Below are 23,537 nucleotides of genomic sequence, written 5' to 3'. Positions count from 1 at the left end.
CTTCGAGAGCTTCCTCAACCTCGCCGCAGCGCGCCTATGGCTGAAGGCTTTTGTCAACACGGCTTAGGAGTTTGGCCCGGTCGCCGCGTTCTTCTGCGAGAATCTTGGCGCGCGCGAACACTTTGCCGGTTTCCGGATTAGCGTGGCCGACCTGAGCCAGAAGAACCTTGCCAAGGGTGAGCAGCAATTCCAGTTCAAGCCGTGCACGCTCGCGCGGGTCTCCGACTTGATTGATCAGATCAATACCGCGCCTCAGACGAGCCTCGGCCTCGTTCATGGCGAACATTCTCAAGGAATCCTGCCCCGCCAAAAGCCAATAATGTATCGCGCGCGCAGGCTGATCGGCTTCTTTGGCATAGTGCGCCCAACGCTCTGCATCGATTGAGCTTTGGGCGTTGGCGTCTTTTTCCAGCGCCTCCAACAGCCTTGCATTGTATTCGCGCCGCTCGCCTCGAACGAGGGTCGAGTAGGCGATTTCTTGGATCAGGACGTGGCGGAATTGGTAGGCGCTTGTTTCGCCTGAAAGGGCAGTCGTCATTCCAGACTTGTGCAGTATCGCGCAGCCGCGCTCGATCAACGGGGTCAGGTCGGGCGCAACTCTGGCCAAGTCACTTTGCGTGAATTCGCGGCCAACGACTGACGCGATTTGCGCGATGCGTTTGGCTTCTCCCAATTGGTCAAGCCGCGCCAGCAGCGAATCTTGAAGGGTTTCAGGCAAAGAGAATGTCGATTGGAGTTCAAAACCATTCGCGACATCGCCCGGAACATGAGCGTCTGAATCAAGAACGGCCTTGGTCAATTCTTCGACGAACAGAGCAATACCGCCAGCCCGCTCCGATATTGCCTTGACCATGGAGGGTGACGCTTGCGCACCCAGAACCTGGTTGATGAGCGCTTGCGATTCTGAAGGCGTAAAAGGTGGCAATTCGATCCGGTCGACACTGCTTGCCTTGGTCCAGGTCTCATCAACTTCCGGCCGGCCTGTCATAATCACGAAGACACGGCCAAGATCAGTCCGCGCGAGGGTTTTCTCGACAAGATCGCGCGAACTCGGATCGGCCCAGTGCATATCCTCGATCAGCACCAGAGCGGGCTGATCATTGGAGAGCAAGTCGATTTGATTGATCAGCGCTTCGATAGTGGCTTTGCGCAGTTGGACCGAAGTCATGGCCTGCGCTTGTGCAGGAGTATCGCACTCTATCCCAATAAGGCGGCGGATGAGGTGCCTATCAAGCTCGCTCGTTCGCGGCGCAAGGCGTTCATCCAAGGCTTTGATACATGGCGCAGTTTTGTGGTCGGTTGCACCTGCCACGTTTCTGAACCGGGAAATGAACGGGCGCAGCGCTGCTTGACGGCTGTGGGGCGCGCAAAAGCAGGGGATGAACGCAATATTTGTGTGGTCTATTGAGTTCACAAAATCAGCGATAAGCCTGGATTTGCCGACACCTGCTTCGCCCACCACCAGGCAAGTCTGGTTCTCGCCGCCAAGCACAGCCTCCCACTTTTGGCGCAAGGCGTTGGTTTGTTCCTTGCGCCCGATAAGCTCCGGACCACTTCCGCGCAGTGCCCGAAAGCGGTCTGTTTCCTGGCGGGAAACCACGCCAAAGGCGTGCACATCATCGGTAAAACCCTTGGCCTCGATAATCCCAAGGTCTTCGAGCTTAAACAATCCGCCAACAAGGCGCCTTGTGCGTTCAGCGATGACGCACTGGCCGGGCTTTGCATAGGATTGAAGCCGTGCTGCGAGGCTGGTGACTTTACCAACCGCGCTATTGCCAGTGTCGCCTTCTTCAATGCGGCCAACGATGCTTGTCCCGGTCGCGATGCCAACCCTCGCTTGCGCCTTTTCACCGTTGGGAAGCGTTATTTGCGAAACTGCTTCGGTCAGGGCAAGGCCAGACAAAATCGCGCATTCCGCTGCATCCTCGCGAGCGACCGGATAGCCGAAGTAGATGATCCCGCCATCTCCGACATGCGCCCCTACAAAGGCGTCAAAGGGGCGCACAGCGGCTGAGGCGACATTGTGAAAATTGGCGATTGCATCGCGAAAATCTTCTGGCTCGACACTGGTCGAAAGCTGCGTTGAGCCTACCAGATCATAAAACAGAACCGTAATCTGGCGCCGTTCGGTTTCAGGTTTTGAGTTTTGCGCAGAGGCGGCGGCAAGCTTCGTTCCGCAATTGCTGCAGAACTTATGGCCCTTAAGGCTTTCGCTGTCACACTGCTCGCACCCCATACGCGGGGGGATAACCCGCAATTGCCCGGTTCAAAAGCGCTTTTTCGGCCTAGGTCGCTCACAGTGTTGAAATTCGGCTTACGCCAGCCACAAACGTGGCTTCTGGCCAAGAGGTTAAACATGAAGCATGGGTGAGGTTCAGGTTTGGTGATCAGCAAGCGCGCAGAAACTCAAGCTCACCTGAGGTTGAGCAAATGGGGAGGGCTGCAAACCGATGCAATTTGTAGCACCAATCATCATGGCGCGAGCTGCGGTGTCGATAATGCCAGAGATGCCGGGGAAATGGTGCCGGCTGCAGGAGTCGAACCCGCGGCCTGATGATTACAAATCAACTGCTCTACCAACTGAGCTAAGCCGGCCCATTTTCAAAATCACAAGGCGGCGATTCACCGCAACGCCTTGCGAGAGCGCCCGCTAGCCGCAAAGGGGGGCATATGTCCAGACCCCTTTTCACATGAATTCGCCGAACACCGTCATCACTTCGTCGAAGAAGGCGTCCAAAGCGGTCTTATCGCCTTGCAATGCTGACCTTGAGATATATCTTGGCATTTGAATTTGGGACGGGTGGAAATGGACACGCTTCAGCAAAAAGAGCTGCTGTTTGAAGAGAATGAGAAATCCAAGGCGGTGGCTTATCTCCTTTGGCTGTTCTTTGGCGCGTTCAGCGCGCACCGGTTTTACGCCGGGCAAACCAAATCGGCGGTGGTGCGCCTGATCATGTTGATCATTCCCGTCATCGGTTGGTCGATCCTTGCGCTTTTGTGGTTGATCGACCTGTTCCTGATCCCCGGCATGATCAATGAGCGCAACCTGAAAACGATCGACATGATCTATGGCCCTGAAAAGCCTGTTGAGGTTCAAAAGGAGGCTCCGAAGGCGGTTGCGAATGAGGTCGATAAGCGCCGCCAAGCGATGCTCGATGATCTGAAGAAAACCGGCTATCGCAAAGAGCGCCGCGACGACATCACCCGGATCTATCGCTAAGCGCCTAAAACGCTCCGAAGGTCCAGCCTTCAGTCCACGCAATCTCAGCCGTGAGAGCGCGTGGTTCCCATCGTTCTTCTTCTTTCGCCGCTTTGCGCAGCCATGCCGCTGTGAGAAGCGCGTCAGAGGAGTGGTCGTCGATCTCCCCCACTTCATCCACTGGCGGGCATTCAATAGCCTCAAGCGCTGCGTTCAGGTCGGCATAGGTGAGAAGCTTGGTACGAGAACCGCTGCGCGCGGCTGCCTCGCGCGAAGCTAATCCGGTGTAAATCTCAACCAACATTGATCCGCCGGTGTGCACACGCTTTTCGGGCATTTTATCCATCGGCCACACCGGCAAATGCCCGCGCAATTGATGCAGCATCCGCATACCGGTGAGCGAGCTTTTGCCCACTTGTGCAGCGCCCACGAGGTTGAAATTGCTTACCGGGCGGCATTTTTGACGCCACTGCGCAATTTCGGCCTCGCGAAACCGGCCTTGGCGGCTGACGGCATCGGGAAGGTGGAAGTGTTCGCCCTCATCATCTTTACCGTGGCGAAAGTACTTGCGCGCTTCAGGGTGGGTGACAAAGCTGTTTGCGCCCAAATGCGGTTCGCCATCGCAAATGGCATCGATCATCGCCCAGAGCTTTTTCGCGTGGCTGGGGCTGCGCTCCCAACCGGGGAAGAACGCGCCGCAATCGTTGAACGGTAGGCTGATCCCCAGATCAATCCCGACAAGCGTGTTGACGGGCAGATCATCGCGCAGGATTTCAAACACATCGGTCCGGGAAAACCCGCCTTTTGGTGGCTCGACAAGAACGGGCGCTTCGCCCGCTTTGGTGGCAAGGGCCAGCGCAATCCCCTTGTGGCGCTCACCCTTTGCACCGGACCAATCAATCGCGAGGAAATGATCAAACTCGCGCATTGTTGTGTCCTACCGCTTCGCTACTTGAGGACGTGTTTTTATGTCCTACCGCTTCGCTACTTGAGGACGCGCGCTCCCCACGCAGCTTGTTCCAATAGTCGATGCGCTCTTTGACCTTGCGCTCAAATCCGCGCTCGACCGGCTCGTAAAAGGTCTGCGGCGGCAGTTCATCGGGCCAGTAATTGTCGCCGGAAAACCCGTCTTCGGCCTCGTGATCGTAGGAATATCCCGCGCCATACCCGATGTCTTTCATCAGCGCGGTGGGCGCATTGAGGATATTCGCGGGCGGCATCAGGCTTCCGGTTTCGCGCGCGGATTTGAACGCAGCTTTTTGCGCAGCGTAAGCCGCATTCGATTTGGGCGCGGTGGCGCAGTAAAGGCAGGCCTGCACAATCGCGAGCTCGCCCTCTGGGCTGCCAAGGAATTGATACGCGTCCTTGGCGGCAAGGCACTGGGTGAGGGCGGCAGGGTCGGCCAAGCCAATATCCTCGCTCGCAAATCGCACGAGGCGGCGAAGGACGTAGAGCGGCTCTTCGCCTGCGGTCAGCATGCGCGCCAAGTAATAGAGCGATGCTTGCGGGTCGGAGCCGCGCAGGGATTTGTGCAGCGCGCTGATGAGGTTGTAATGCCCGTCGCGGTCTTTGTCGTACACAGCGACACGGCGCTGTAGGAATGTGCTAAGCCCTTTTGGATCGAGCGGCTCTGGCAGGTTGGCGTTATACAGTGTCTCTGCCTGCCCCAAAAGAAACCGCCCGTCGCCATCCGCGCTCGCGATAAGGGCCGCGCGTGCGTCATCGGTAAGGGGAAGGGCCCCTTCGAGGTCTTCCGCCCTGGCTAGCAGAGCGCCCAAGGCTTCGTGCCCCAACCGTTCAAGGATAAGCACCTGTGCCCGGCTAAGAAGCGCCGCGTTCAAAGCAAAGCTCGGGTTCTCAGTTGTTGCGCCTATAAGCGTCACCGTCCCGCGCTCCACAAACGGCAAGAACCCATCTTGCTGCGCACGGTTGAAGCGGTGGATTTCGTCCACGAAAAGGAGCGTCTTCTGACCTGCTGCGGCCATCTTGTCCGCCTCGGCAAAGGCTTTCTTGAGGTCAGCGACGCCTGAAAAGACCGCGCTGATCGATTGAAACCGCATACCAACGCTCGCGGCGAGTAGTCTTGCAATGCTGGTCTTGCCAGTGCCGGGCGGGCCCCAAAGGATCATGCTTGCAAGCTTGCCTGCCGCAACCATTCGCCCAATCGCGCCTTCTTGCCCGGTCAAATGCTCTTGCCCGATCACCTCTGACAGCGCGCGCGGGCGCAAGCGATCGGCCAGCGGCGCATCATCGCGTACCGCCTCGTCACGCCCGGAATTTTCCTGCGGCACGTCGCTTTCAAACAAATCAGCCATTCGCAGACCGGCATAAGCCGTTCGTCGGGAAATGCCAGAATCAAGGCGCCGGCCTCTTGAAATGATAGGTCGAAGATATATCTTAACCAACGTAAAGACTATCAGGAGGATGCAAAATGACTTGGAATGGCAGAAATGGCGGCTGGGAAAAGCTGGGGCCGATGATTGCGATGATGGCAGCTTCTGCCGCATCTGATTGGGACAACGCGGAGCGCCGTTCGCGTCGCAAGTCGAGAGAATGGCACGACGATTCCGTGGGCAGGGGACCTGCTCGCCGCGGGGCTGGTCGTCAACGCCGTGGCCGCATGTTTGGTACAGGCGAACTTCGGCTTGCCTTGCTTGCCCTGATTGCCCGCGAACCACGCCACGGCTATGAGCTTATTCGCGCGATCGAAGACATGACTGGTGGCAGCTATGCCCCATCGCCGGGAGCCGTTTATCCAACGCTGCAACTGCTTGAAGAAGAGGGCTTGATTAAGCCTGCAAAAGCCAAGTCAGGCGAAGAAGGGGACACCAGCGGCAAGAAGCCTTTCAAAGCGACCAAATCGGGCAAGGCAGAGCTTGAAGCGCGCGCCGAAGAAGTGGCCGAATTGATGGAGCGTCTTGGCGAACACGGGGAACGCACTGAGCGGATCAAGGAAAAATCCCCCGACCTCTTCCGCGCAATGGGCAACCTTGGCACGGTCCTTAAGAACCGCGCAAAAGCGGGCAAGCTCGACCAAGCGGCAATCAACGAAATCGTCGACATTATCGATGAGGTCGCCAAGCGCATCGAGCGCATGTGATCTCAGTCAGCGATTTGCTCTAGGGAGCACAAGAGTATACCCCTCTTCTTGGACGACACGTTTCAAGAGGAGGGGAAACTCATGGAAACGACACTGAATGGTGGCGCTGGTGCTGGCGCAAAAACACCTTGGCACCTTTGGGTGGTTGGGGGTGTCAGCCTGCTGTGGAACAGCGGCGGCGCGGTCAGCTACACTACAACCAAGCTTGGTATGCTCGAAGGGAGCGGTATTCCAGCTGAGCAAATCGAATATCTCGCCAACATTCCCGCCTGGGCCAGTGCATTCTGGGCCTTGGGTGTATGGGGATGCCTGCTGGGATCAGGTGCGCTGCTTTTGCGCAGCCGTTTTGCAACAGCGCTTTTTGGCATATCCTTGGTCGGCCTCTTGGGCCTTACCGTATATCAACGGCTGCTTTCTGATTTGCCCGCATCCTACCAGACCATGGGGCACAGCCTGTTCGCCGCATTGATTTGGGTAATCACAATCGCATTGTTTATCTACGCGCGGCGTCAGCAGGTGAACGGCGTGCTTCGGTAAGCTTCAGTAGGCTGGGGCCGCCTTTGCGCAGGGGCCCTTTACGCAGGGGCCCTTTACGCAGAGGGCGCCTCGGCCATTTGCAGCGCGCGGCGTTCCTCGACCAATCGGACATAAGTGTCCGCAACTATGCTGTTGATCGCCTCCCAGCTGTATTCGAGGCTGCGCGCTTCACCTGCTGCGCCATGCGCGCGGCGCAGGTTCGCATCAAGGCAATAGGGCGCAATCGCCTCGGCTAAGGCTTCGCTGCACGGAGTTTCTGCCCCCTTCTTGCCGACAAGCGGCACAAGCCGCCCCGTCTCGCCATCGGTCACAAGGCTTGATGCCCCGGTCGCGCCTGCCGCTACCACGGGAAGCCCGCAAGCCATCGCCTCCAAGGTGACATTGCCGAAGGTTTCGGTCACGCTGGGGTTGAAGAAGATGTCCCCGCTCGCCAGAGCTTGGCCAAGGTCAGCGCCGGTCTTGAACCCTGCGAATATGCCGCCGGGCAGGGCGGCCTCGAACCATTCGCGCGCAGGGCCATCGCCAATGACCAGCACTTTGTGCGGAACTTGGCGTTTTCTCAACTGGACGATGGTTTCGGCAAAAACATCGAGCCCTTTTTCCATCACAAGGCGCCCAAGAAAGACGATCGCCACATCATCATCAGCAAGCCCAAGACTGCGTCGCCATTCCACATCGCGTTTTTCCGAGGCAAAGATGGAGCGATCAACTCCGCGTGACCAAAGTCCGATATCATCGTGCATCTTCATGTCGAGTAGCTCGTCAATCATGCTTTGCGATGGCGCAACCAAAGCATCGCAGCGATTGTAGAACCGGCGCAGCATTTTGACGACCAAGGGTTCGAGGAAAGCCAGACCATAATAGCGCGGATAGGTTTCAAACCGTGTGTGAACCGACGAAAGCACCGGAATGTCATATTCTTGCGCCCAACGAAGCGCCGCATGGCCAGCAGGATCGGGCGAGGCGATATGCACAATATTGGGCTCAAACTTTACAAGATCGCGTTTTACCGCGCTGCCAAGCCACAAGGGGAGGCGATATTCGCCGCGCCCTTTTACCGGCATGCGCACATTGGGAATGTGGACAAGGTCCCCCGTTGGCTCAAAATCGGGCTCTGCTACGGTTGGCGAATAGACACGCACCTTCGCCCCTTTGCCAAGCAAAGTGGAGACAAGGCGGTTAAGCGCCTGATTCGCTCCATCGCGGGTGTAATTGTAGTTGCCGCTGAACAGGGCGATCCTAAGATCAGACGGGCTAAGATCAGACGATCTGAGTTCAGAAGGGTGAAGATCGGATATTTGCATGGAGGGCTTTATCTAGGGGATTGCGGCCTGCGTTACCATAGTTGCCGAATTTCGCATCAATGTTCATTGACAAGTCACCGGGTGTCTCTAAACGCAGCTCCGGGCCACGCGGTCCCAACGCCGCGCGAGCTCTCTGTAAGGAGAGAATACAATGACTGACTACGTACGTGGGCTCTTGCACGAGCCGCCGCTCAAACCTGAGCGCCCCCAATTTTCTTCCGGTCCCACGGTTAAATTCCCGGGCTGGTCCCTAGACAAGCTGAAAACAAGTTCGCTCGGTCGCTCGCACCGTTCAGCGCACGCCAAAGGTCGCCTGAAATACGCGATTGACCTGACCCGCGAATTGCTTGGCGTTCCAGACGATTATCTTGTCGGCATCATGCCTGCATCGGACACTGGCGCTCTTGAAACTGCCATGTGGACAATGCTTGATCCTGCGCGCCCTGTCTCGGTCGCTGCGTGGGAAAGCTTCGGCAACATCTGGATTCAGGATGCGGTAAAGCAGCTGAAACTGCCAAACCTGCAAACGCTGACCGCCGATTATGGCGAAATCCCTGACCTTGCCACGATCCCGCAGGACAATGACGTTGTCTTCACCTGGAACGGCACCACTTCAGGCGCGATGATCCCGAACACAGATTGGCTTGAAGGAGGCCGCAAGGGCATCACCATCAACGATGCCACATCCGCGATCTTCGCGATGGAAATGGATTGGGCAAAGCTCGATGCAACCACCTTCTCATGGCAAAAAGTCATGGGTTCAGAGGCCCAGCACGGCATGCTTATTCTCTCACCCAAGGCGGTTGAGCGGATTGAAAGCTATGACCCCGCGTGGCCATTGCCCAAGCTCTTCCGCCTGAAGAAAGGCGACAAGATCAATCGCGGCATCTTTGAAGGCGCGACGATCAACACGCCTTCGCTGCTGGCAACCGAAGATTACATCGCCGCGCTTGAGTGGGCCAAGTCCATTGGCGGGCGCGAAGCTTTGTTTGAGCGGGCGAACACCAATGCCGACATCGTGAAGAACTGGATCGAGGCCAAGCCTTGGCTCAAGAACATGGTTTCTGACCCGGCAAAGCGCACCAATACCGGCGTTTGTATGCAATTTACTGGTGATTGGTACGACGGTTTGTCGGTCGAAGATCAGGCAGCTGTGCCCAAGAAAATCGTGCAAATGCTCGAAGAGCGCAATGTTGGCTACGATTTCAATGGCTATCGCGATGCCCCGCCAAGCTTGCGCATCTGGTGCGGTGGCACGGTCGAGGCAGAGGACATCTCGCGCCTCTTGCCATGGATTGAATGGGCTTACGAAGCCGTCAAGAGCGGCTGAGCCTCTCGTTATTCGCGTCATCCCAGCGAAAGCCGGGATCTCGTTCAAGCCAACACTCCCCTCTCCCAATTTAGATTCCAGCGTGACGCTGGAGCGATGAGGTTATCATGACCAAACCAAAAGTACTCATTTCCGACAAGATGGACCCGAACGCTGCGCGCATTTTCGAAGAGCGTGGCTGCGAAGTTGACGTAATCACCGGCGAAACGCCCGAAGAATTGAAAGCACGCATCGGCGAATATCACGGCCTTGCGATCCGTTCCTCGACCACGGTGACCAGGGAAATCCTTGATGCGGCCACCAATCTCAAAGTGATTGGCCGTGCAGGTATCGGCGTCGATAATGTCGATATCCCATACGCCAGCGGCAAAGGCGTCGTTGTGATGAACACGCCGTTTGGCAACTCCATCACCACCGCTGAACACGCTATCGCCCTGATGATGGCGCTTGCCCGTCAAATCCCGGCGGCAAACACCGGCACTCAGGCTGGCCAATGGCCAAAGAAAGACTTCATGGGCGTTGAAGTCACCGGCAAGACCTTTGGTCTGATCGGAGCTGGCAATATCGGTTCGATCGCAGCAAGCCGTGCAATTGGTCTTCGCATGAAGGTTATCGCCTACGATCCCTTCCTCACCGAAGATCGCGCGATCGAAATTGGGGTTGAGAAGGTTGACCTTGATACACTCCTGCAACGCGCCGATTTCGTGTCGCTTCACACTCCGCTCACCGATGAAACCCGCAATATCTTGAGCCGGGAACGCCTTGAAGGGGCACGTCCTGGGATCCGCATCATCAACTGTGCACGCGGCGGTTTGATCGACGAAGCAGCGCTCAAGGATTGTCTTGAAAGCGGCCATGTCGCAGGCGCGGCTCTTGATGTGTTTGCTCAGGAGCCTGCCAAGGACAATCCGTTGTTTGGTGCGCCAAACTTCATTTGTACCCCGCACCTGGGGGCGTCCACAACAGAGGCGCAGGTCAATGTTGCGCTTCAGGTCGCCGAACAGCTTAGCGACTATCTCGTCAATGGCGGCGTCACCAATGCTCTCAATATGCCAAGCCTGAGCGCGGAAGAAGCGCCCAAGCTCAAGCCCTACATGGCTCTGGCTGAAGGTCTAGGCTCGCTCGTTGGCCAACTTGCCCACGGCAACCTCACCAAGATCAGCATTGAGCGCGAAGGTGCGGCATCTGAACTGAATGGCAAGCCGATTACAGGCGCTGTCCTGGCCGGCCTTATGCGCCGTTATTCCGACACGGTGAACATGGTCAACGCGCCGTTTCTTGCCAAAGAGCGGGGCCTTGAAGTCAGCGAAATCCGCCAGAACCGCGATGGCGCGTTCAACACGCTTATCCGCGTTTCGGTCGAAACCGATCAGGGCACGCGCTCGGTGGCGGGTACCTTGTTTGGCAATGAAGCGCCGCGTCTGGTTGAGATTTTCGGCATCGGGATCGAGGCCGAGCTTAAAGGCCACATGCTTTATATCGTTAACGACGACAAGCCGGGCTTTATTGGCCGTATCGGGACTATGCTGGGTAACCACGGTATCAACATCGGTACCTTTAACCTGGGCCGCCGCGATGCAGGGGGTGAGGCCGTTTTGCTGCTTAGCCTTGATGAAGCGCTTGATCCTGCGATTGTCGCTGAGGCCGAAGCGCTTGAAGGCGTGAAGATGGTCAAGGGCTTGGCCTTTTAGGCCGAGTATAATTTCTCGTCACCCCAGCCATTGCTAGTCTTTGCGCTGGGGTGACGAATTGGCTAGGGGGCGCACCTATGACCGAGCCCATGACCCGTAAAACCGACCTCTTGCCTGAAGGTCTCGAAGATCGCCTCCCTGAAGGCGCTGCTCGTATCACGACAGCGATGCGCGCCTGTCTGGATGCGCTCAATGCCCACGGCTATGACCGTGTACGCCCGCCTTTGCTTGAGTTTGAAAGCTCTTTGGCTAGCCGGATGGCCGGTGAGACAGGGGGCGTTAAAACGCGCAAAATGTTCCGGATGATTGATCCGGTGAGCCTGCGCACGCTGGCTCTTCGTAGCGACATCACCCCGCAAATCGGGCGCATTGCTGCAACCAGCATGAAAGACGCAGCGCGCCCGCTTCGCCTTGCCTATTGCGGAGACACCGCGCTTATCAAGGCAAGCCAGCTCAACCCTGCGCGCGAGCGTTTGCAATTGGGCGCAGAGTTGATCGGCGCAGATACGGTCGAGGCAGCAGCGGAAAGCGCGATGACCGCAATCGCTGCGCTCAAGGAGGCTGGTATCACCGGAATCTCGGTAGATTTCACTATGCCCGATCTGGTCCAGACCTTGGCAGGCGGCAATGCCGCGCTTGATGAAGACGCCACCGATGCCATCAGGCGCGAACTTGACACCAAAGATGCAGGCGGCCTCAAAGCGGTTGGCGGCGAGGCGTTCCTCCCGCTGCTTTACGCGACCGGGCCAATCGACAAGGCTTTGTCCCAATTGCGCGAATATGACAGCGAAGGGGCGCTCACCACGCGGCTTGATGGCCTTGCCGCGATTGCGACGCGCATTGGCGATCGCGCCCGCGTGACCCTTGACCCAACAGAGCGCCACGGATTTGAATATCAAAGCTGGTTTGGCTTTACCCTTTATGCGGAGGGACTCCACGGCGCGATTGGCAGGGGCGGCACGTATAAAATCGGTGGGAGCGGGGAACCGGCGACCGGCTTTACGCTCTATCTCGACGCGCTTGCGCGAATCGCGCCTCAGCCTGAAATCGAACCGATGGTATTTTTGCCGTTTGGCTATGATGCGGCGATTGCCACCCGTTTGCGCAGCGAAGGGTGGCGGACCAAAGCGCAGTTGAGCGACAACGACGATCCCAAAGCGCTGGGTTGCACGCACACATTGGAATTCGGGAAGCCTACCGAATTGTGAGGCGGCGCTCGGTGAATTTGCCGCGCCTTAGTTAAAGACCATCTCCAGAAACGCATCGACCGCCTCGGTTTGTGCGGCGCCTTCTGGTGTTCCCAATTCCCGTTTCATCCGGCTGTGATTGGTATCAGCGATGGGCACCGCGCTTGCAGATGATCCTGCTTCGACAAGTGCATTAACGAGCGCTTGTGATTGATCGCGCGATGCGGTGCGGTCTTCGACATACAGCGCAAGCCAATGCGGCGCGTCTTGCCCGCCGACATGGGTCAAAGGCGAGAGCGCCGCTTGGCGTTCAGGGTCATTGCCAAAGGCGGCGTTGTACATCTGCCATCGGCTGGGTTCAGCGGCCTCCATTGACTGCGCCACATCATATCCTGCACCATCCAACAGGATAACGCCCTTGATCGCGGCAAAGGCATCGCCTGCATATTTCGGGTCAGCGGCCACAAGCGCTGCAAGGTGAGCGCCTGCGCTATGGCCCATCAGGACCACACGGTTAGGATCAACGCCGATTGCGCTGGCCTGGCCAACCAATGCTTGAACCGCGGCGCCGACGTCCTTGGCCTGATCTTCGACTGTCACGTTTGGCACAAGCCTGTAACCGGTGGACGCAAATATATAGCCAGCACTGGTGAAATGGGCGGGCTTTGATTCAACATTTCTCTTGTCGCCCATCGACCAGCCGCCGCCGTGCACAAACAGGATGACGGGCAAGTCATCGACCGCGTCTTGGGGAGAATAGATGTCCACTTGTTGCCTCTGGCTTTGGCCATAGAGAATTGAGCCTGCCGCAAGGCGCGCATTGCGATACCGGTTTTGAGTGTTTTCAGCGGTTTGCGAAGTGGCTTCGCCGTTGCGTCGTTGCGATACCCGGCTGCGAAGCTCTCCGCTGCATTTTTCCGAAAGCTCGCTTGCGCGTTGCCTCAAACACTCGCGCATCTGGCCGCGATCATTACCGCAAAGCTTGCGAATTTCCTGGCGACATTCGCGCGGCATGCGATCTTGGCGTTCGGCAAGAATTGGGGTCGCCACAAGACCCGCGATCAAGCTTGCGGTCACGGTCCGGCCAAGGAGCTTTACCCCTTTTGAAATCGAAGGTCTGGTCATTTCGAACTCCCGAAAAATAATACGCCGGATGATTGCTCTGCATGCGATCAAGGCTGTGATACCGAAACGGTTTGTCAATGCGGCCAAAGGCGCGGCACTGCTTTTAACGCAAGCTTTGCACCTTGCGGGTCGCAATTTGTATCAGTTGTTAACGCAGTGTCGCATTCCGGCGTAATCAGGGGGCTTTTCGAACTTACGCTTGACCACGCAATAGCGATCAAGCTGTTATTCAGCAGTGAAACCCTATACGCTGGGATCGTTGGAAAAATTTACGTGTAAGGCGGCGTCTATGATCTCTCTTCGAGCAACTCTTATGGCCTTTTCAGGCTCGGTTACAGGTCCAGCCGCCGTTCTTGCTCTTGCTGCCAGCCCTGCTTTTGCGGCTGTTGATGAATATCCGGTCGAGCCCTCTGAGCGCCTTCAGATCAGCCTTGATGTGTGTTCCGCCGAAAGCCAGCTTGCGGTGCGCGGAGACACCGGCACGGATCTTGATTTTGAGGTCACCGGACCGGATGGCGATGTGCTTTTGTCAGATACCGGGATCGACGATTACATCAGCCTTGTTCTTGAAAATAGCAGCGATGAATGCGCGCAGTTCAATCTTTACGTCTCCAATCTTGGCGAAGAAAAGAACGACGTGACCGTTGTCCTTACCCCGGTGCTTGAGGGTTCAACCAGGGTCAAGAAATACCTCATCCAAGGCGAGACTACCGAGACGCACAGCTTCAAAGCCTGCGGCACATCTGCAAAGGTCAGCGTGAGAGGCGACGGGGACACCGATCTCGATTTTATCATCCGCAATTCCGATGGCGGGATCGTGCACGAAGATGATGGCACCAGCGATGAAACCAGTGCCGAGCTTGCCGGGCTCCTTTCAGATTGCGAGACATTTGAGATCGAAGTCACCAATCTTGGCTCTGTTTACAATGCGATGATGTTGGTGGTTGAGCCTAAGGGCTATACCCCGACGCAGTTTTCAGGGACCGCTCCCACCACTACGCTTACGGCAACAACTGCAACCGGCGGCGACGAAGGCGGTGACCTTGCCACCATCGAAGCGCAAACCAGCGGGCCGGGTGAATACACCGCCGCCCCAAACACCCGCTTTGTTCTCGATCTGCCCGTGTGCGGCGTTCAGCGGCTAGAGGTGCGCGGTAACGGGGCGAGCGATCTTGATTTTGCCCTGTCGGATAGTGGCGGCGACGAAATCCTTAACGATGTCGATCTGTCCGACGTAACTTTCAAGACATTGGAGGCGCCGAGCGAGTGCGAGACATACAGCCTCGCAGTCAGCAACATTGGCGTTACCGAAAATGTGTTTGAGGTCGCGCTCATCGATCCGGCGACCCGTACCGGCGAAATTGGTGAGGGCGAATATCTGATAGGGGCCAATGCAGCGACAAAAGTCGCACTTCAGATTTGCGGGAAGACCAAAGTCACCGCGCGCGGCGGTGGTGGCACCGATCTCGATTTCGATGTGACAGACGGCGCAGGCAGTTCGGTGCACTCAGATTACGACCTTACAGATGCAACCGAATTCACCATCGATCCCGAAGGGCAATGCAAGGACTACCAAATCAGCGTCAGCAATCTTGGGGAGAGCGGAAACACGCTCACCATTGCATTTGGTAAAGAAGGTGCGGGCACAGCCGCCGGCAAGCAGGACGGTCCGTATGTCGCAGGGCCAATTCGGCCCAGACCGCCCATTGCACGCCCGGGCCAGATCATCGGCTTTCGCAAAGGGCTGCCTGGTGCAGACGCACAGGCAAACCGCAATGTCTCGCTTCACAATAATACCGGGGAAGCGCTTGTCAGCCTGTATTGGTCCAATTCGGCGACCATTGGCTGGGGCGAGGACAAGCTTGCTGACAACACGCTTGCCCGCAATCAGCAATGGAATGTTGAGGTAACCGACGGCTCAGCTGCGTGCCTGTTTGATTTCCGCGCTGTGACGGCCAGCGACCGCGAAATTGAAGTGGGCCAGATAAACGTATGCGAAGAGGGTGCGGTTTTCTTCGAATAAGCGTTGGCAGGCCGGGAATGCGCGCTTGCTCTTGAGGCCGCGAGCGCTTACGCCCGCGCGCGCAACAGCAGACTCGTTTCTCCGACACAGAAAGCTTGAAACAGCATGGCCAACGTCACCGTGATTGGCGCCCAATGGGGCGATGAAGGCAAAGGCAAAATCGTCGATTGGCTAGCGTCCCGTGCTGATGCTGTCGTCCGTTTCCAAGGCGGTCACAACGCCGGCCATACCCTGGTAATCGACGGCGAGGTCTATAAGCTCTCGCTCCTCCCATCGGGCATTGTCTCAGGCACGATGAGCATGATCGGAAATGGCGTGGTGCTCGACCCTTGGGCCTTGCGCGATGAAATCGCCAAGCTGGAAAGCCAGGGCGTTGAAATCACCGCTGACAACCTTGCGGTTGCTGACAATTGCCCGCTGATCCTGCCGCTTCACCGCGACCTTGATGGCCTTCGTGAAACGCAAGCGGGCAAAGGCAAGATCGGCACCACCGGGCGCGGCATTGGCCCTGCTTATGAAGACAAGGTCGGAAGGCGTGCAATCCGCGTGTGTGACCTCGCGCATCTCGACAGTCTTGAACCACAATTGGACCGCCTGTGTGCGCACCACGACGCGCTTCGTGCAGGGTTCGACCAACCGCCTGTTGACCGCGAAAAACTGCTTGAAGAATTGCGCGATGTTGCTGACTTTGTGCTTCGGTTTGCACAGCCTGTTTGGAAGCGCCTGAAGAAAGTGCGCAAGGCGGGTGCGAAAATCCTGTTTGAAGGTGCACAAGGCGTTCTGCTTGATGTCGATCACGGCACCTATCCCTTCGTCACCAGTTCCAACACAGTGAGCGGTACGGCAGCGTCGGGAAGCGGGCTTGGTCCCAATTCCACCGGCTTCGTGCTGGGCATTGTAAAGGCCTACACCACCCGCGTCGGCAGCGGGCCTTTCCCGACCGAGCTTGATGATGAAGTGGGCCAAGGCATTGGCGAAAGGGGCCACGAATTTGGCACCGTTACCGGGCGTCAGCGCCGCGTTGGCTGGTTCGATGCGGTATTGGTGCGGCAAACTTGCTCAATCTCTGGTGTCACGGGCATCGCATTGACAAAGATCGATGTTCTCGATGGATTGGAAACGGTCAAAATCTGCACCGGCTATCGCTTGCACGGCAATGTCTATGACTATCTGCCCACCCATTCCGCCGATCAGGCCGCTGTTGAGCCGATCTATGAAGAGATGGAAGGCTGGTCTGAGAGCACCGTCGGTGCGCGCTCTTATGCTGATCTGCCGGCAAATGCGATCAAGTATATTCAGCGCGTGCAAGAGCTGATCGAATGTCCGGTTGCACTCGTCTCCACCAGCCCGGAGCGCGACGACACCATCCTGATGCGCGATCCATTCGTCGATTAAGGGCAGGCAACCTGTTAAATGAGTCCTTGCTTGGGACATGCGGTAACAGCCCCAATTGCAGGGAAGGGCGCAGGCGGTTAATCTGTCTCCCATGTTTCGCTTTGTCGTCCTTGCATTGACCTTGCTGCTCGCTGCGTGCGCCGGCCAAAATCCGGGTAAAGGCGCAGGCGATCTTGGCGCCTATTCGCAAGGCCCCGCATCATCCCCGTCGCGCACGCCCGCCACCCGCTCTATCGAGCGCCGCAACCAATCGAGCTTTGACCCAATTGCCGACTATCTGGTGGTCGATAAATCAGAGCGAATGCTGGTTGCCTATGAAAATGGCAAACCTATCCGCGCCTACCGTGGCCTTCAGTTCGGCGATGCGCCCATGGGCCATAAACGTTTCCAAGGCGATGAGCGCACGCCCGAAGGCGTTTACCGGATCGATTGGCGCAATCCCCAAAGTTCATTTTATCTCTCGCTTCGTATCTCATACCCCAATGAGGCTGACCGTGCCTTTGCGTCGCAATATGGCCGATCCCCTGGAGGCGATATCTTCATTCACGGACAGCCCAATGGTCTGCAACGTGGGCGCATGCGCGGCGACTGGACGGATGGGTGCATCGCGCTCTCCAATGACGAAATCGAAGAGCTATGGCGGATTGTGCCCGACGGCACACCCATCGAAATCCGGCCCTAATCGCCTTTCTTTTCATCTGAGAGCAGCGCCACTTGCACCTGAAGGCGCTTTATCTCGCGCAGGATGGTGAGCATATTCATACGCGCAAACATCCATTCCTTGGCAAAACCCATCAGCACGATCAGCGTTAGCGCAAGGATCGCCCACAAGGTGTGTTCAACCGGGTGGCGCGTATGGGCGACCTGATAAAAAGCATACAACAGCCCCATGCCAAGCACGAAAGTGAAGCCAAACAAGAGCTTTGCCCACCCGCCAAGCGGCCCTTTCCAAGTGTCGCCAATCTGCTGAAACATACCGCGATCAGCATCAAGGCTGGTCAAGAACGCATAATCGTCCTCGTCCAGCGCTTCGGTGATTTTCTCATCAATCTGAGCCATCGTCTTCTCCTTTATCTGTTTGGGCCAAGCGCTGCTTTGAGCTTGCGCCGGGCGTTGAATATCCGGCTTTTAGCCGTGCCGTCGGGGACGCCTTGAACCTGCGCAATTTCGCGCAAGGTAAGGCCTTCGACAAAATGCAAATGCGCCGCGAGCCGTTGGTCCGCAGGCAAGGCTTTAAAAGCCTGGGCAATGGCCGCGCGTTCGCTCAAATTCTCGGGAACAGGCGCATCTTGCTCCCGCGAGTGTTCGGCAAGCGCGTCTCGTTCTCGAAGAGATTTGCGCAAGTGATCAGAGCCACGCCGATGGAGCACGGCAAAGGCATAAGCGCGAAACTGCTTGGGATCGCGCAGCCGGTTAAGCCCCTTGAAAATCGCCAGCCAGCACTCCTGTGCCAGATCGCGTGCCTCTTCATCCGCCATGCCATAACGCCGCGCTGCGCGGGCAAGTCGCGGGTTCCAACGTTGGTACAATCTTTGCGCAGCACTCGCCTCACCGCCTTTGGCCATCATCACAAGCCACTCGTCATAAAGCGCAGCGGATGATGGCTGCTCGCCGGGTCGGCGAGTTCTGGACGAAGGCATTGATTTGGTCATCACCTATGTAGTCGCCCGAAGCGCTCAAATTGTTCAAACTTTGCGTGAAAAAACTGGCGCATAGACGAAAATCTTGACTTGATCTCTATTTGTTCTAATCGTGTTCCATTCCAACAAGGGGGTGAGTCGATGCTCGACACAGATACAGCGACCGAAGATTTTTCTTATGACACCGCTCAAGATGCATCGGGCTTGCCTGCCCGCGTCGCTATTTATGCTGACCGTGCAAATATGCGCCGAGAAATCGAAGAAGATTTATCGGGCGCAGGTTTCAGGACGATTGATGCGGGCGGTTTGTCCGATTTGCTTGACGGCACGGCTCCGCTTCTCGGTGATGTGGTTATTGTGGATTGCCTATCCGTGGGTGGTGGCACACTCGCTGCACTCGTAAAGCTCGATATGCGCATCGCTGAAACAGGAGGAGAATTGATCGTCTCGACCTCGTTAGAAGCGCTCGACTGTGTCTTTAGCGCGCTTGACCAGTCCAAGCCGCAAATACTTGTCGATTCCAGCCGCGCTGAGCGTGTGATTGCTGTGGGGCGAACGTTGATGCGCAGCGGCAATGCCCGGGTCCGAGAAATGACCGAAGAGGACAGGCTCGGCCTGCTTTATCTCTCGCGCCAGGTGGATGCGATTGCGCAAGAGCTTGATAAGCTTTCGGGCCCGCGTGGTCAGTCGGCACCTTCTTCTGGTGCCAAGCTTTCTGACTTCAAACGGGACTTTCGCGGACCAGAGGCCAATCCGCTGCGGAATTCGATTGCGAGTTCAGAGGCGGGATACCCTCGCTTGCCTGATCCTGGGGCCGTGCGGGCTCTGATCGCAAGGCGTCAGGCGCGCGCGAAATTCTTCGAAGGCGAGCTGTTTGCAGATCCTGCCTGGGATATGCTCCTTGATCTGACCGCTGCAGAAGGCGAAAATCAGCGCGTTTCCGTTACCAGCCTGTGTATTGCTGCGATGGTCCCTGCAACAACAGCACTTCGCTGGATCAAGCAATTGGTTGATTGCGGCGTGTTTCAGCGTGTGGCCGACCAAAATGACAAACGGCGCGCCTTTATCGGCCTGTCTGATCAATCACGCCAAGCCATGGCCCGGTACTTTGCAGAAGTAGAAATGCCGATGCTTCAGGCAGCTTGAAGACGATATCAATCTGTTACCGGTGTGAGCTCTCTTATCCCCAACCGGAGGGCTCACACCAACCGGATTGCCCCTCTCAGGGTTCAATTATGCGCTGCGCAGCACCACTGTTAGCCCGCTTTGATCAGCAAAGGGGCAGCTATTCCCCAGACACTCTGGGCCTTTTTCGCACGTGATACGCACCGCGTCCGCTCTTGCGCGGGCGAGAATTTCTGGAGCGACATCGCGAGCGGCGCACACTGCGTCTGCTTCGCCCAGCAAACGGGCCTGTCTAAGCGTTAGGTCTTCTGGATCACTGCTTGTCACCACGAAAGCTTCATTGCGCCCACCGAAGCTTTGCGGGGTTCTGGCAGCGCCTTGCGCCCACTCCTCGACCGCTTGCGCCGATTTAGCCTCAAGCGCATCCAGCGCTCCGCCTTCTCGCAGAGCCTCATCAATCGCCCGGCGCCGGCTTGTCCCATCGGGGTATGCTTTGCGTATCATTGGCCGAGCCGCAAAAAGCCGTTTTGCAAGCTCGCCAAGGCTTTGAGGTAAAATCCGCTCAAGCCTAAGGCGCACATGTTTCGCGAGCCCGGCGGACGCCCCGCCAGTGCCCACCGCGATCAATACCGGATTGCGGTCAAGGATGCTCGGCGTGGTAAAATCGCACAGGTCCGGGCGGTCCACGACATTTACGATCATGCCTGCACAGCGAAGATTGATCGCGGCGACTTCGCACGCCTTTGCGTCCTCATAGGCGACAAAGGCAATTCGCACGCCTTCATCAATGGCACGCTGCTGATCGTCTTCGATGATCCCGCCAGCGCGTTCGACCAGCCGCCTTTTGGGCTCCGCCGCATCCCCGTCGCCAAGAACAAGGACGCTTTGGCCTTTGATGTTGTGGAACAGGGGAAGGCTGGCAAGCTCGCTCATCGTCGGCGTTCTAGTCGAGCCATTCAGGAACGCGCTCTGCGTCCATGATAGAGCTTGCATCGATCCGGTCGGCGACAACCGCAAACTTATCCCCGTCGACCAGAACCTCGGCTACAAAACCGCGCGAGTTGTAGGACGACGCCATGGTCGCACCGTAAGCGCCTGCCGTGCGGAACACCGCCAGATCGCCCGCCACAAGCTTGTCGCATAGGCGCCCCATTGCAAAGGTATCGCCTGTCTCACAGATGGGTCCAACGATATTGGCGGTCATATCCGCGCCCGATGGCTCCACCGCTGTAAAGTCGTGATAGGCACCATATAGGGCGGGGCGCGCAAGGTCGTTCATGGCGGCATCGACGATAACAAACGGGTCTTTGATCCCGCGCTTTACCCGCACCACTCGTGTAAGCAGCACGCCTGCATTGCCAGCGATCACACGGCCCGGTTCAAAGATGAGTTTTACACCCCAATCCTGGGTCAGCCTCGCAACCATCTTGCCATATTCGGCAGGGCTGGGGAGCTCTTCGCCTTGCTTGTACGGCACGCCAAGCCCGCCGCCCAAATCGACATGGGTGATCGTGTGGCCCGCCCCGCGAAGAGCCGCCACAAGCTCACCCAATTTGGTAAATGCGTTTTCAAGCGGGGCAAGGTCGGCAAGCTGGCTGCCGATGTGAACGGCCACGCCGCGCAAATTGACGCCCTGTTCGCCGGCTAGTTTGCCAAAAATCTGGCCTGCCTCGCTGATGGGAACGCCGAATTTGTTGTCGGCTTTACCGGTAGAGATTTTGTCATGTGTGCCCGCATCCACGTCCGGGTTGATGCGCAGCGTACAGCGCGCCTCCTTCCCCATCTCGCGGGCGACTTCGGCAAGCTCGACGCCTTCCTCTTCGCTCTCGATATTGAACTGCCCGATGCCCGCTTCAAGCGCGGCGATCAGCTCAGCGCGGGTTTTGCCAACGCCCGAGAACACGATGTTCTCAGGAGCCATGCCAGCGGCCAAGGCCCGGCGCATTTCGCCGACCGATACAACATCCGCGCCATATCCCTGACGCTGCAACACTTTGAGGACTGAAAGGTTGGGATTGGCCTTGACCGCAAAGGCGATCAGCTTGTCCGGTACATCGTCTAATGCCTCGCGAAAGACGCGGGCGTGCCGCTCCAGTGTGGCTCTGGAATAGACATAAACAGGTGTCCCCACTTCTTCCGCAATACGCGGCAAAGGGACGTCTTCGGCGTGCATAACGCCGTTTTTAATCGCAAAATGGTCCATGGATCTGAGGGGTCTTTAATCTGGGGGAAGGTCGAAGGGATCGTCTTCGCGCTCTTCCGAACGGCGGCGTAGTTCTACGCTGCGCTCTGGCGCGGCAAGGGTAGGAAGCTCAAGCAATTGCTCTGCATCGGGGCCCTCGGCCTCTCCATAGGGGACAGGCGGCAGCTCATTGCTGGCAAGCGGTTCCAACGGCGCGCGCGCACCGCAAGCGGCAAGCGCGCCAGAGACGCTAATGGCAAGGCTCACGATCAAAACCGGTTTGAGTAGATTGGCCATCAGCCCTCCATTCCAAGCTCTTTTCGAGCCCGCTTCACCTGTGAACGTACTTGGTTCGGCGCGGTTCCGCCATAGCTTGATCGCGCAGCCACCGATGCATCGACCGAAAGGGCGGCAAATACGCTTTCTTCGATCCGTTCATCAATCGCTTTGAGGTCGGCCAGCGGCAGGGCGTCCAAAGCGACACCGCGCGTCTCGGCCAGTTTGACAGCCGCGCCGGTGATATGGTGCGCCTCGCGGAAAGGGATGTCGGCTTGCACCACCAACCAATCGGCAAGATCGGTCGCGGTGGCGTAACCAAGCTCTGCTGCTTCTCGCATCCGATCTGTGTTGAAAGTGCTGTCGGCCACCATACCGGTCATTGCCGCGATGCACAGATCAAGCAGGCCAGCGGCTTCGAAAACAGGCGGCTTGTCGTTCTGCATATCCTTGGAATAGGCGAGCGGCAGGCCCTTCATCGAAATCATCAGCGATGTGACACAGCCCACGATCCGCCCCGCGTGCCCCCGCACCAGTTCGGCGGCGTCCGGGTTCTTCTTTTGCGGCATGATCGAGCTGCCGGTGGACAGCGTATCGGGCATCCGCACAAAGCCATAAGGTTGGCTCGCCCATATGATGAGCTCCTCGGCCAAACGCGACATGTGCAGCGAGCATTGGCTGGCCGCCATCAGATAATCGAGCGCAAAGTCGCGATCCGATACAGCATCAAGGCTGTTGTGGGTGGGCCCGTCAAAACCCAGCGCCTCAGCCGTCATATCGCGGTCGATTGGAAAACCTGTCCCCGCCAAAGCTGCGCTCCCCAAGGGACACAGCGCCAAGCGCCGCCGCGCATCGGCAAAGCGGTCCCGGTCGCGCGCGGTCATTTCGTAATAGGCCATGAGGTGATGGCCGAGCGTCACGGGCTGGGCGGTTTGAAGGTGCGTAAAGCCCGGCATGATCGACGCTGCATTCTCATCCGCTCGCGTCACCAAAGCGATTTGGAGAGCCTTGAGCCCATCATCCGCGCGGTCAATCGCATCGCGCACCCACAGCTTGAAATCGGTCGCAACCTGGTCATTGCGGCTGCGCGCTGTGTGCAGGCGCCCTGCAACCGGGCCGATCAATTCTGCAAGCCGACTTTCCGTCGTCATATGGATGTCTTCAAGGTCCCAGTCTTCGGGAACTCCGTTGGCTTCGTATTCGCCAGCAACCTGGTCGAGCCCTTCGGAAATGGTCCGCGCGTCTTCAGCGGTGACGATTTTCTGCGCCGCCAGCATCGCGACATGGGCCTTGGATGCGGCGATATCCTGACGCCACAGAGCCTTGTCGAACGGGATCGAGGCATTGATTTCGCGCATAATCGCGCTAGGTCCATCAGCGAACCGCCCGCCCCACATGGTATTGGATTGGGTGCTATTATTGG

At 57.6% G+C, this 23,537-nt stretch carries 21 protein-coding genes and 1 tRNA gene; 10 read left to right on the top strand and 12 right to left on the bottom strand.

Annotated elements, in window-relative coordinates:
- Positions 1 to 34: 34 nt before the first annotated feature.
- Positions 35 to 2,257 (bottom strand): ATP-binding protein, encoded by a 2,223-nt coding sequence (locus EH31_RS07340; protein WP_152553503.1) that lies wholly within the window; start codon positions 2,255 to 2,257, stop codon positions 35 to 37.
- A 262-nt stretch (positions 2,258 to 2,519) separates the two neighbouring features.
- Positions 2,520 to 2,595 (bottom strand) — tRNA-Thr (locus EH31_RS07335).
- Between the two features lie 211 nt (positions 2,596 to 2,806).
- Between EH31_RS07335 and EH31_RS16855 the strand changes: the two genes are divergently transcribed.
- Positions 2,807 to 3,220 carry a TM2 domain-containing protein gene (locus EH31_RS16855; RefSeq protein ID WP_051699048.1) on the top strand — a complete coding sequence of 138 codons (414 nt, stop codon included), beginning with the start codon at positions 2,807 to 2,809 and terminating at the stop codon, positions 3,218 to 3,220.
- Positions 3,221 to 3,224: 4 nt separating this feature from the next.
- Here the strand turns inward: EH31_RS16855 and EH31_RS07325 are convergent, their stop codons facing one another.
- On the bottom strand, positions 3,225 to 4,127 hold the full coding sequence (locus EH31_RS07325; protein ID WP_034959438.1) for a hypothetical protein: 903 nt from the start codon (positions 4,125 to 4,127) through the stop codon (positions 3,225 to 3,227).
- Complete coding sequence (locus EH31_RS07320; protein WP_081853279.1) at positions 4,114 to 5,514, bottom strand: replication-associated recombination protein A; 1,401 nt, start codon at positions 5,512 to 5,514, stop codon at positions 4,114 to 4,116. Before EH31_RS07320 ends, EH31_RS07325 begins: the two co-directional genes overlap by 14 nt.
- 116 nt (positions 5,515 to 5,630) lie before the next feature.
- Here EH31_RS07320 and EH31_RS07315 point away from each other — a divergent pair, with 116 nt between their 5' ends.
- On the top strand, positions 5,631 to 6,299 hold the full coding sequence (locus tag EH31_RS07315) for a PadR family transcriptional regulator (RefSeq protein ID WP_034959437.1): 669 nt from the start codon (positions 5,631 to 5,633) through the stop codon (positions 6,297 to 6,299).
- A gap of 81 nt (positions 6,300 to 6,380) precedes the next feature.
- Positions 6,381 to 6,836, top strand: a complete 456-nt coding sequence (locus tag EH31_RS07310; RefSeq protein WP_051699047.1) for a hypothetical protein — start codon at positions 6,381 to 6,383, stop codon at positions 6,834 to 6,836.
- A 53-nt stretch (positions 6,837 to 6,889) separates the two neighbouring features.
- Here the strand turns inward: EH31_RS07310 and EH31_RS07305 are convergent, their stop codons facing one another.
- Positions 6,890 to 8,140 (bottom strand): glycosyltransferase family 4 protein, encoded by a 1,251-nt coding sequence (locus tag EH31_RS07305; protein WP_034959436.1) that lies wholly within the window; start codon positions 8,138 to 8,140, stop codon positions 6,890 to 6,892.
- Positions 8,141 to 8,291: 151 nt separating this feature from the next.
- Between EH31_RS07305 and EH31_RS07300 the strand changes: the two genes are divergently transcribed.
- From EH31_RS07300 to EH31_RS07290, 3 genes are all read left to right on the top strand, one after another.
- Positions 8,292 to 9,470: a phosphoserine transaminase gene (locus EH31_RS07300; RefSeq protein WP_034959434.1), complete on the top strand. Its 1,179-nt coding sequence runs from the start codon at positions 8,292 to 8,294 to the stop codon at positions 9,468 to 9,470.
- A 107-nt stretch (positions 9,471 to 9,577) separates the two neighbouring features.
- On the top strand, positions 9,578 to 11,161 hold the full coding sequence (gene serA / locus EH31_RS07295; RefSeq protein WP_034959433.1) for a phosphoglycerate dehydrogenase: 1,584 nt from the start codon (positions 9,578 to 9,580) through the stop codon (positions 11,159 to 11,161).
- Positions 11,162 to 11,238: 77 nt separating this feature from the next.
- Entirely contained in the window at positions 11,239 to 12,369 is a 1,131-nt protein-coding gene (locus EH31_RS07290; RefSeq protein WP_241765855.1) for an ATP phosphoribosyltransferase regulatory subunit, read from the top strand.
- Positions 12,370 to 12,396: 27 nt separating this feature from the next.
- On the opposite strand, the gene EH31_RS16850 is transcribed toward EH31_RS07290, so the two are convergent.
- Entirely contained in the window at positions 12,397 to 13,473 is a 1,077-nt protein-coding gene (locus tag EH31_RS16850; protein WP_152553501.1) for an alpha/beta hydrolase, read from the bottom strand.
- Between the two features lie 289 nt (positions 13,474 to 13,762).
- On the opposite strand from EH31_RS16850, the gene EH31_RS16845 reads away from it, so the two are divergent.
- From EH31_RS16845 to EH31_RS07270, 3 genes are all read left to right on the top strand, one after another.
- On the top strand, positions 13,763 to 15,496 hold the full coding sequence (locus EH31_RS16845; RefSeq protein WP_152553500.1) for a hypothetical protein: 1,734 nt from the start codon (positions 13,763 to 13,765) through the stop codon (positions 15,494 to 15,496).
- Between the two features lie 105 nt (positions 15,497 to 15,601).
- Positions 15,602 to 16,891 (top strand): adenylosuccinate synthase, encoded by a 1,290-nt coding sequence (locus EH31_RS07275; protein WP_034959432.1) that lies wholly within the window; start codon positions 15,602 to 15,604, stop codon positions 16,889 to 16,891.
- 91 nt (positions 16,892 to 16,982) lie between these two features.
- Positions 16,983 to 17,573: a L,D-transpeptidase family protein gene (locus tag EH31_RS07270; RefSeq protein WP_034959431.1), complete on the top strand. Its 591-nt coding sequence runs from the start codon at positions 16,983 to 16,985 to the stop codon at positions 17,571 to 17,573.
- Here the strand turns inward: EH31_RS07270 and EH31_RS07265 are convergent.
- Both EH31_RS07265 and EH31_RS07260 read right to left on the bottom strand, forming a co-directional pair.
- Complete coding sequence (locus EH31_RS07265; RefSeq protein ID WP_034959430.1) at positions 17,570 to 17,950, bottom strand: DUF6768 family protein; 381 nt, start codon at positions 17,948 to 17,950, stop codon at positions 17,570 to 17,572. The two genes, EH31_RS07270 and EH31_RS07265, sit on opposite strands and share 4 nt — an antisense overlap.
- Positions 17,951 to 17,961: 11 nt before the next feature.
- Positions 17,962 to 18,543 carry an RNA polymerase sigma factor gene (locus EH31_RS07260; RefSeq protein ID WP_034959429.1) on the bottom strand — a complete coding sequence of 194 codons (582 nt, stop codon included), beginning with the start codon at positions 18,541 to 18,543 and terminating at the stop codon, positions 17,962 to 17,964.
- A 129-nt stretch (positions 18,544 to 18,672) separates the two neighbouring features.
- On the opposite strand from EH31_RS07260, the gene EH31_RS07255 reads away from it, so the two are divergent.
- The gene (locus tag EH31_RS07255) at positions 18,673 to 19,677 is read left to right on the top strand and encodes a helix-turn-helix domain-containing protein (RefSeq protein WP_034959428.1); all 1,005 of its coding nucleotides are present in this window, start codon (positions 18,673 to 18,675) and stop codon (positions 19,675 to 19,677) included.
- A gap of 87 nt (positions 19,678 to 19,764) precedes the next feature.
- Here EH31_RS07255 and EH31_RS07250 read toward each other — a convergent pair whose 3' ends face one another.
- Genes EH31_RS07250 through argH form a run of 4 tightly spaced genes read right to left on the bottom strand, consistent with a single transcriptional unit; the run spans position 19,765 to position 23,511 of the window.
- Positions 19,765 to 20,589 (bottom strand): precorrin-2 dehydrogenase/sirohydrochlorin ferrochelatase family protein, encoded by an 825-nt coding sequence (locus EH31_RS07250; RefSeq protein WP_034959426.1) that lies wholly within the window; start codon positions 20,587 to 20,589, stop codon positions 19,765 to 19,767.
- Positions 20,590 to 20,599: 10 nt separating this feature from the next.
- Positions 20,600 to 21,859, bottom strand: coding sequence for a diaminopimelate decarboxylase (gene lysA, locus EH31_RS07245; protein ID WP_034959424.1), 1,260 nt, complete (start codon positions 21,857 to 21,859; stop codon positions 20,600 to 20,602).
- A 15-nt stretch (positions 21,860 to 21,874) separates the two neighbouring features.
- A complete protein-coding gene (locus tag EH31_RS07240) occupies positions 21,875 to 22,135 on the bottom strand; it encodes a hypothetical protein (protein WP_034959423.1) in 261 nt (86 codons plus the stop codon).
- Positions 22,135 to 23,511 carry an argininosuccinate lyase gene (gene argH, locus EH31_RS07235; protein WP_034959505.1) on the bottom strand — a complete coding sequence of 459 codons (1,377 nt, stop codon included), beginning with the start codon at positions 23,509 to 23,511 and terminating at the stop codon, positions 22,135 to 22,137. The genes EH31_RS07240 and argH overlap by 1 nt, the downstream gene beginning before the upstream one ends.
- Positions 23,512 to 23,537 lie beyond the last annotated feature (26 nt).

The sequence above is a fragment of the Erythrobacter longus genome (assembly GCF_000715015.1).
In the GTDB taxonomy this organism is placed as follows: domain Bacteria; phylum Pseudomonadota; class Alphaproteobacteria; order Sphingomonadales; family Sphingomonadaceae; genus Erythrobacter; species Erythrobacter longus.
The sequence above is the reverse complement of the archived record's forward strand: the minus strand, read 5'-3'. Positions and strand labels throughout refer to the sequence as shown.

Bases quoted from the DNA above. Each gene is read 5' to 3' on its own strand.
- EH31_RS07250 (WP_034959426.1), bottom strand. From the start codon at position 20,589: ATGAGCGAGCTTGCCAGCCTTCCCCTGTTCCACAACATCAAAGGCCAA.
- EH31_RS16845 (WP_152553500.1), top strand. From the start codon at position 13,763: ATGATCTCTCTTCGAGCAACTCTTATGGCCTTTTCAGGCTCGGTTACA.
- EH31_RS07305 (WP_034959436.1), bottom strand. From the start codon at position 8,140: ATGCAAATATCCGATCTTCACCCTTCTGAACTCAGATCGTCTGATCTT.
- EH31_RS07275 (WP_034959432.1), top strand. From the start codon at position 15,602: ATGGCCAACGTCACCGTGATTGGCGCCCAATGGGGCGATGAAGGCAAA.
- serA (WP_034959433.1), top strand. From the start codon at position 9,578: ATGACCAAACCAAAAGTACTCATTTCCGACAAGATGGACCCGAACGCT.
- EH31_RS16850 (WP_152553501.1), bottom strand. From the start codon at position 13,473: ATGACCAGACCTTCGATTTCAAAAGGGGTAAAGCTCCTTGGCCGGACC.
- EH31_RS07320 (WP_081853279.1), bottom strand. From the start codon at position 5,514: ATGGCTGATTTGTTTGAAAGCGACGTGCCGCAGGAAAATTCCGGGCGT.
- EH31_RS07325 (WP_034959438.1), bottom strand. From the start codon at position 4,127: ATGCGCGAGTTTGATCATTTCCTCGCGATTGATTGGTCCGGTGCAAAG.
- lysA (WP_034959424.1), bottom strand. From the start codon at position 21,859: ATGGACCATTTTGCGATTAAAAACGGCGTTATGCACGCCGAAGACGTC.
- EH31_RS07310 (WP_051699047.1), top strand. From the start codon at position 6,381: ATGGAAACGACACTGAATGGTGGCGCTGGTGCTGGCGCAAAAACACCT.
- EH31_RS07270 (WP_034959431.1), top strand. From the start codon at position 16,983: ATGTTTCGCTTTGTCGTCCTTGCATTGACCTTGCTGCTCGCTGCGTGC.
- EH31_RS07255 (WP_034959428.1), top strand. From the start codon at position 18,673: ATGCTCGACACAGATACAGCGACCGAAGATTTTTCTTATGACACCGCT.
- EH31_RS07260 (WP_034959429.1), bottom strand. From the start codon at position 18,543: ATGACCAAATCAATGCCTTCGTCCAGAACTCGCCGACCCGGCGAGCAG.
- argH (WP_034959505.1), bottom strand. From the start codon at position 23,511: ATGTGGGGCGGGCGGTTCGCTGATGGACCTAGCGCGATTATGCGCGAA.
- EH31_RS07240 (WP_034959423.1), bottom strand. From the start codon at position 22,135: ATGGCCAATCTACTCAAACCGGTTTTGATCGTGAGCCTTGCCATTAGC.
- EH31_RS07300 (WP_034959434.1), top strand. From the start codon at position 8,292: ATGACTGACTACGTACGTGGGCTCTTGCACGAGCCGCCGCTCAAACCT.
- EH31_RS07265 (WP_034959430.1), bottom strand. From the start codon at position 17,950: ATGGCTCAGATTGATGAGAAAATCACCGAAGCGCTGGACGAGGACGAT.
- EH31_RS16855 (WP_051699048.1), top strand. From the start codon at position 2,807: ATGGACACGCTTCAGCAAAAAGAGCTGCTGTTTGAAGAGAATGAGAAA.
- EH31_RS07315 (WP_034959437.1), top strand. From the start codon at position 5,631: ATGACTTGGAATGGCAGAAATGGCGGCTGGGAAAAGCTGGGGCCGATG.
- EH31_RS07290 (WP_241765855.1), top strand. From the start codon at position 11,239: ATGACCGAGCCCATGACCCGTAAAACCGACCTCTTGCCTGAAGGTCTC.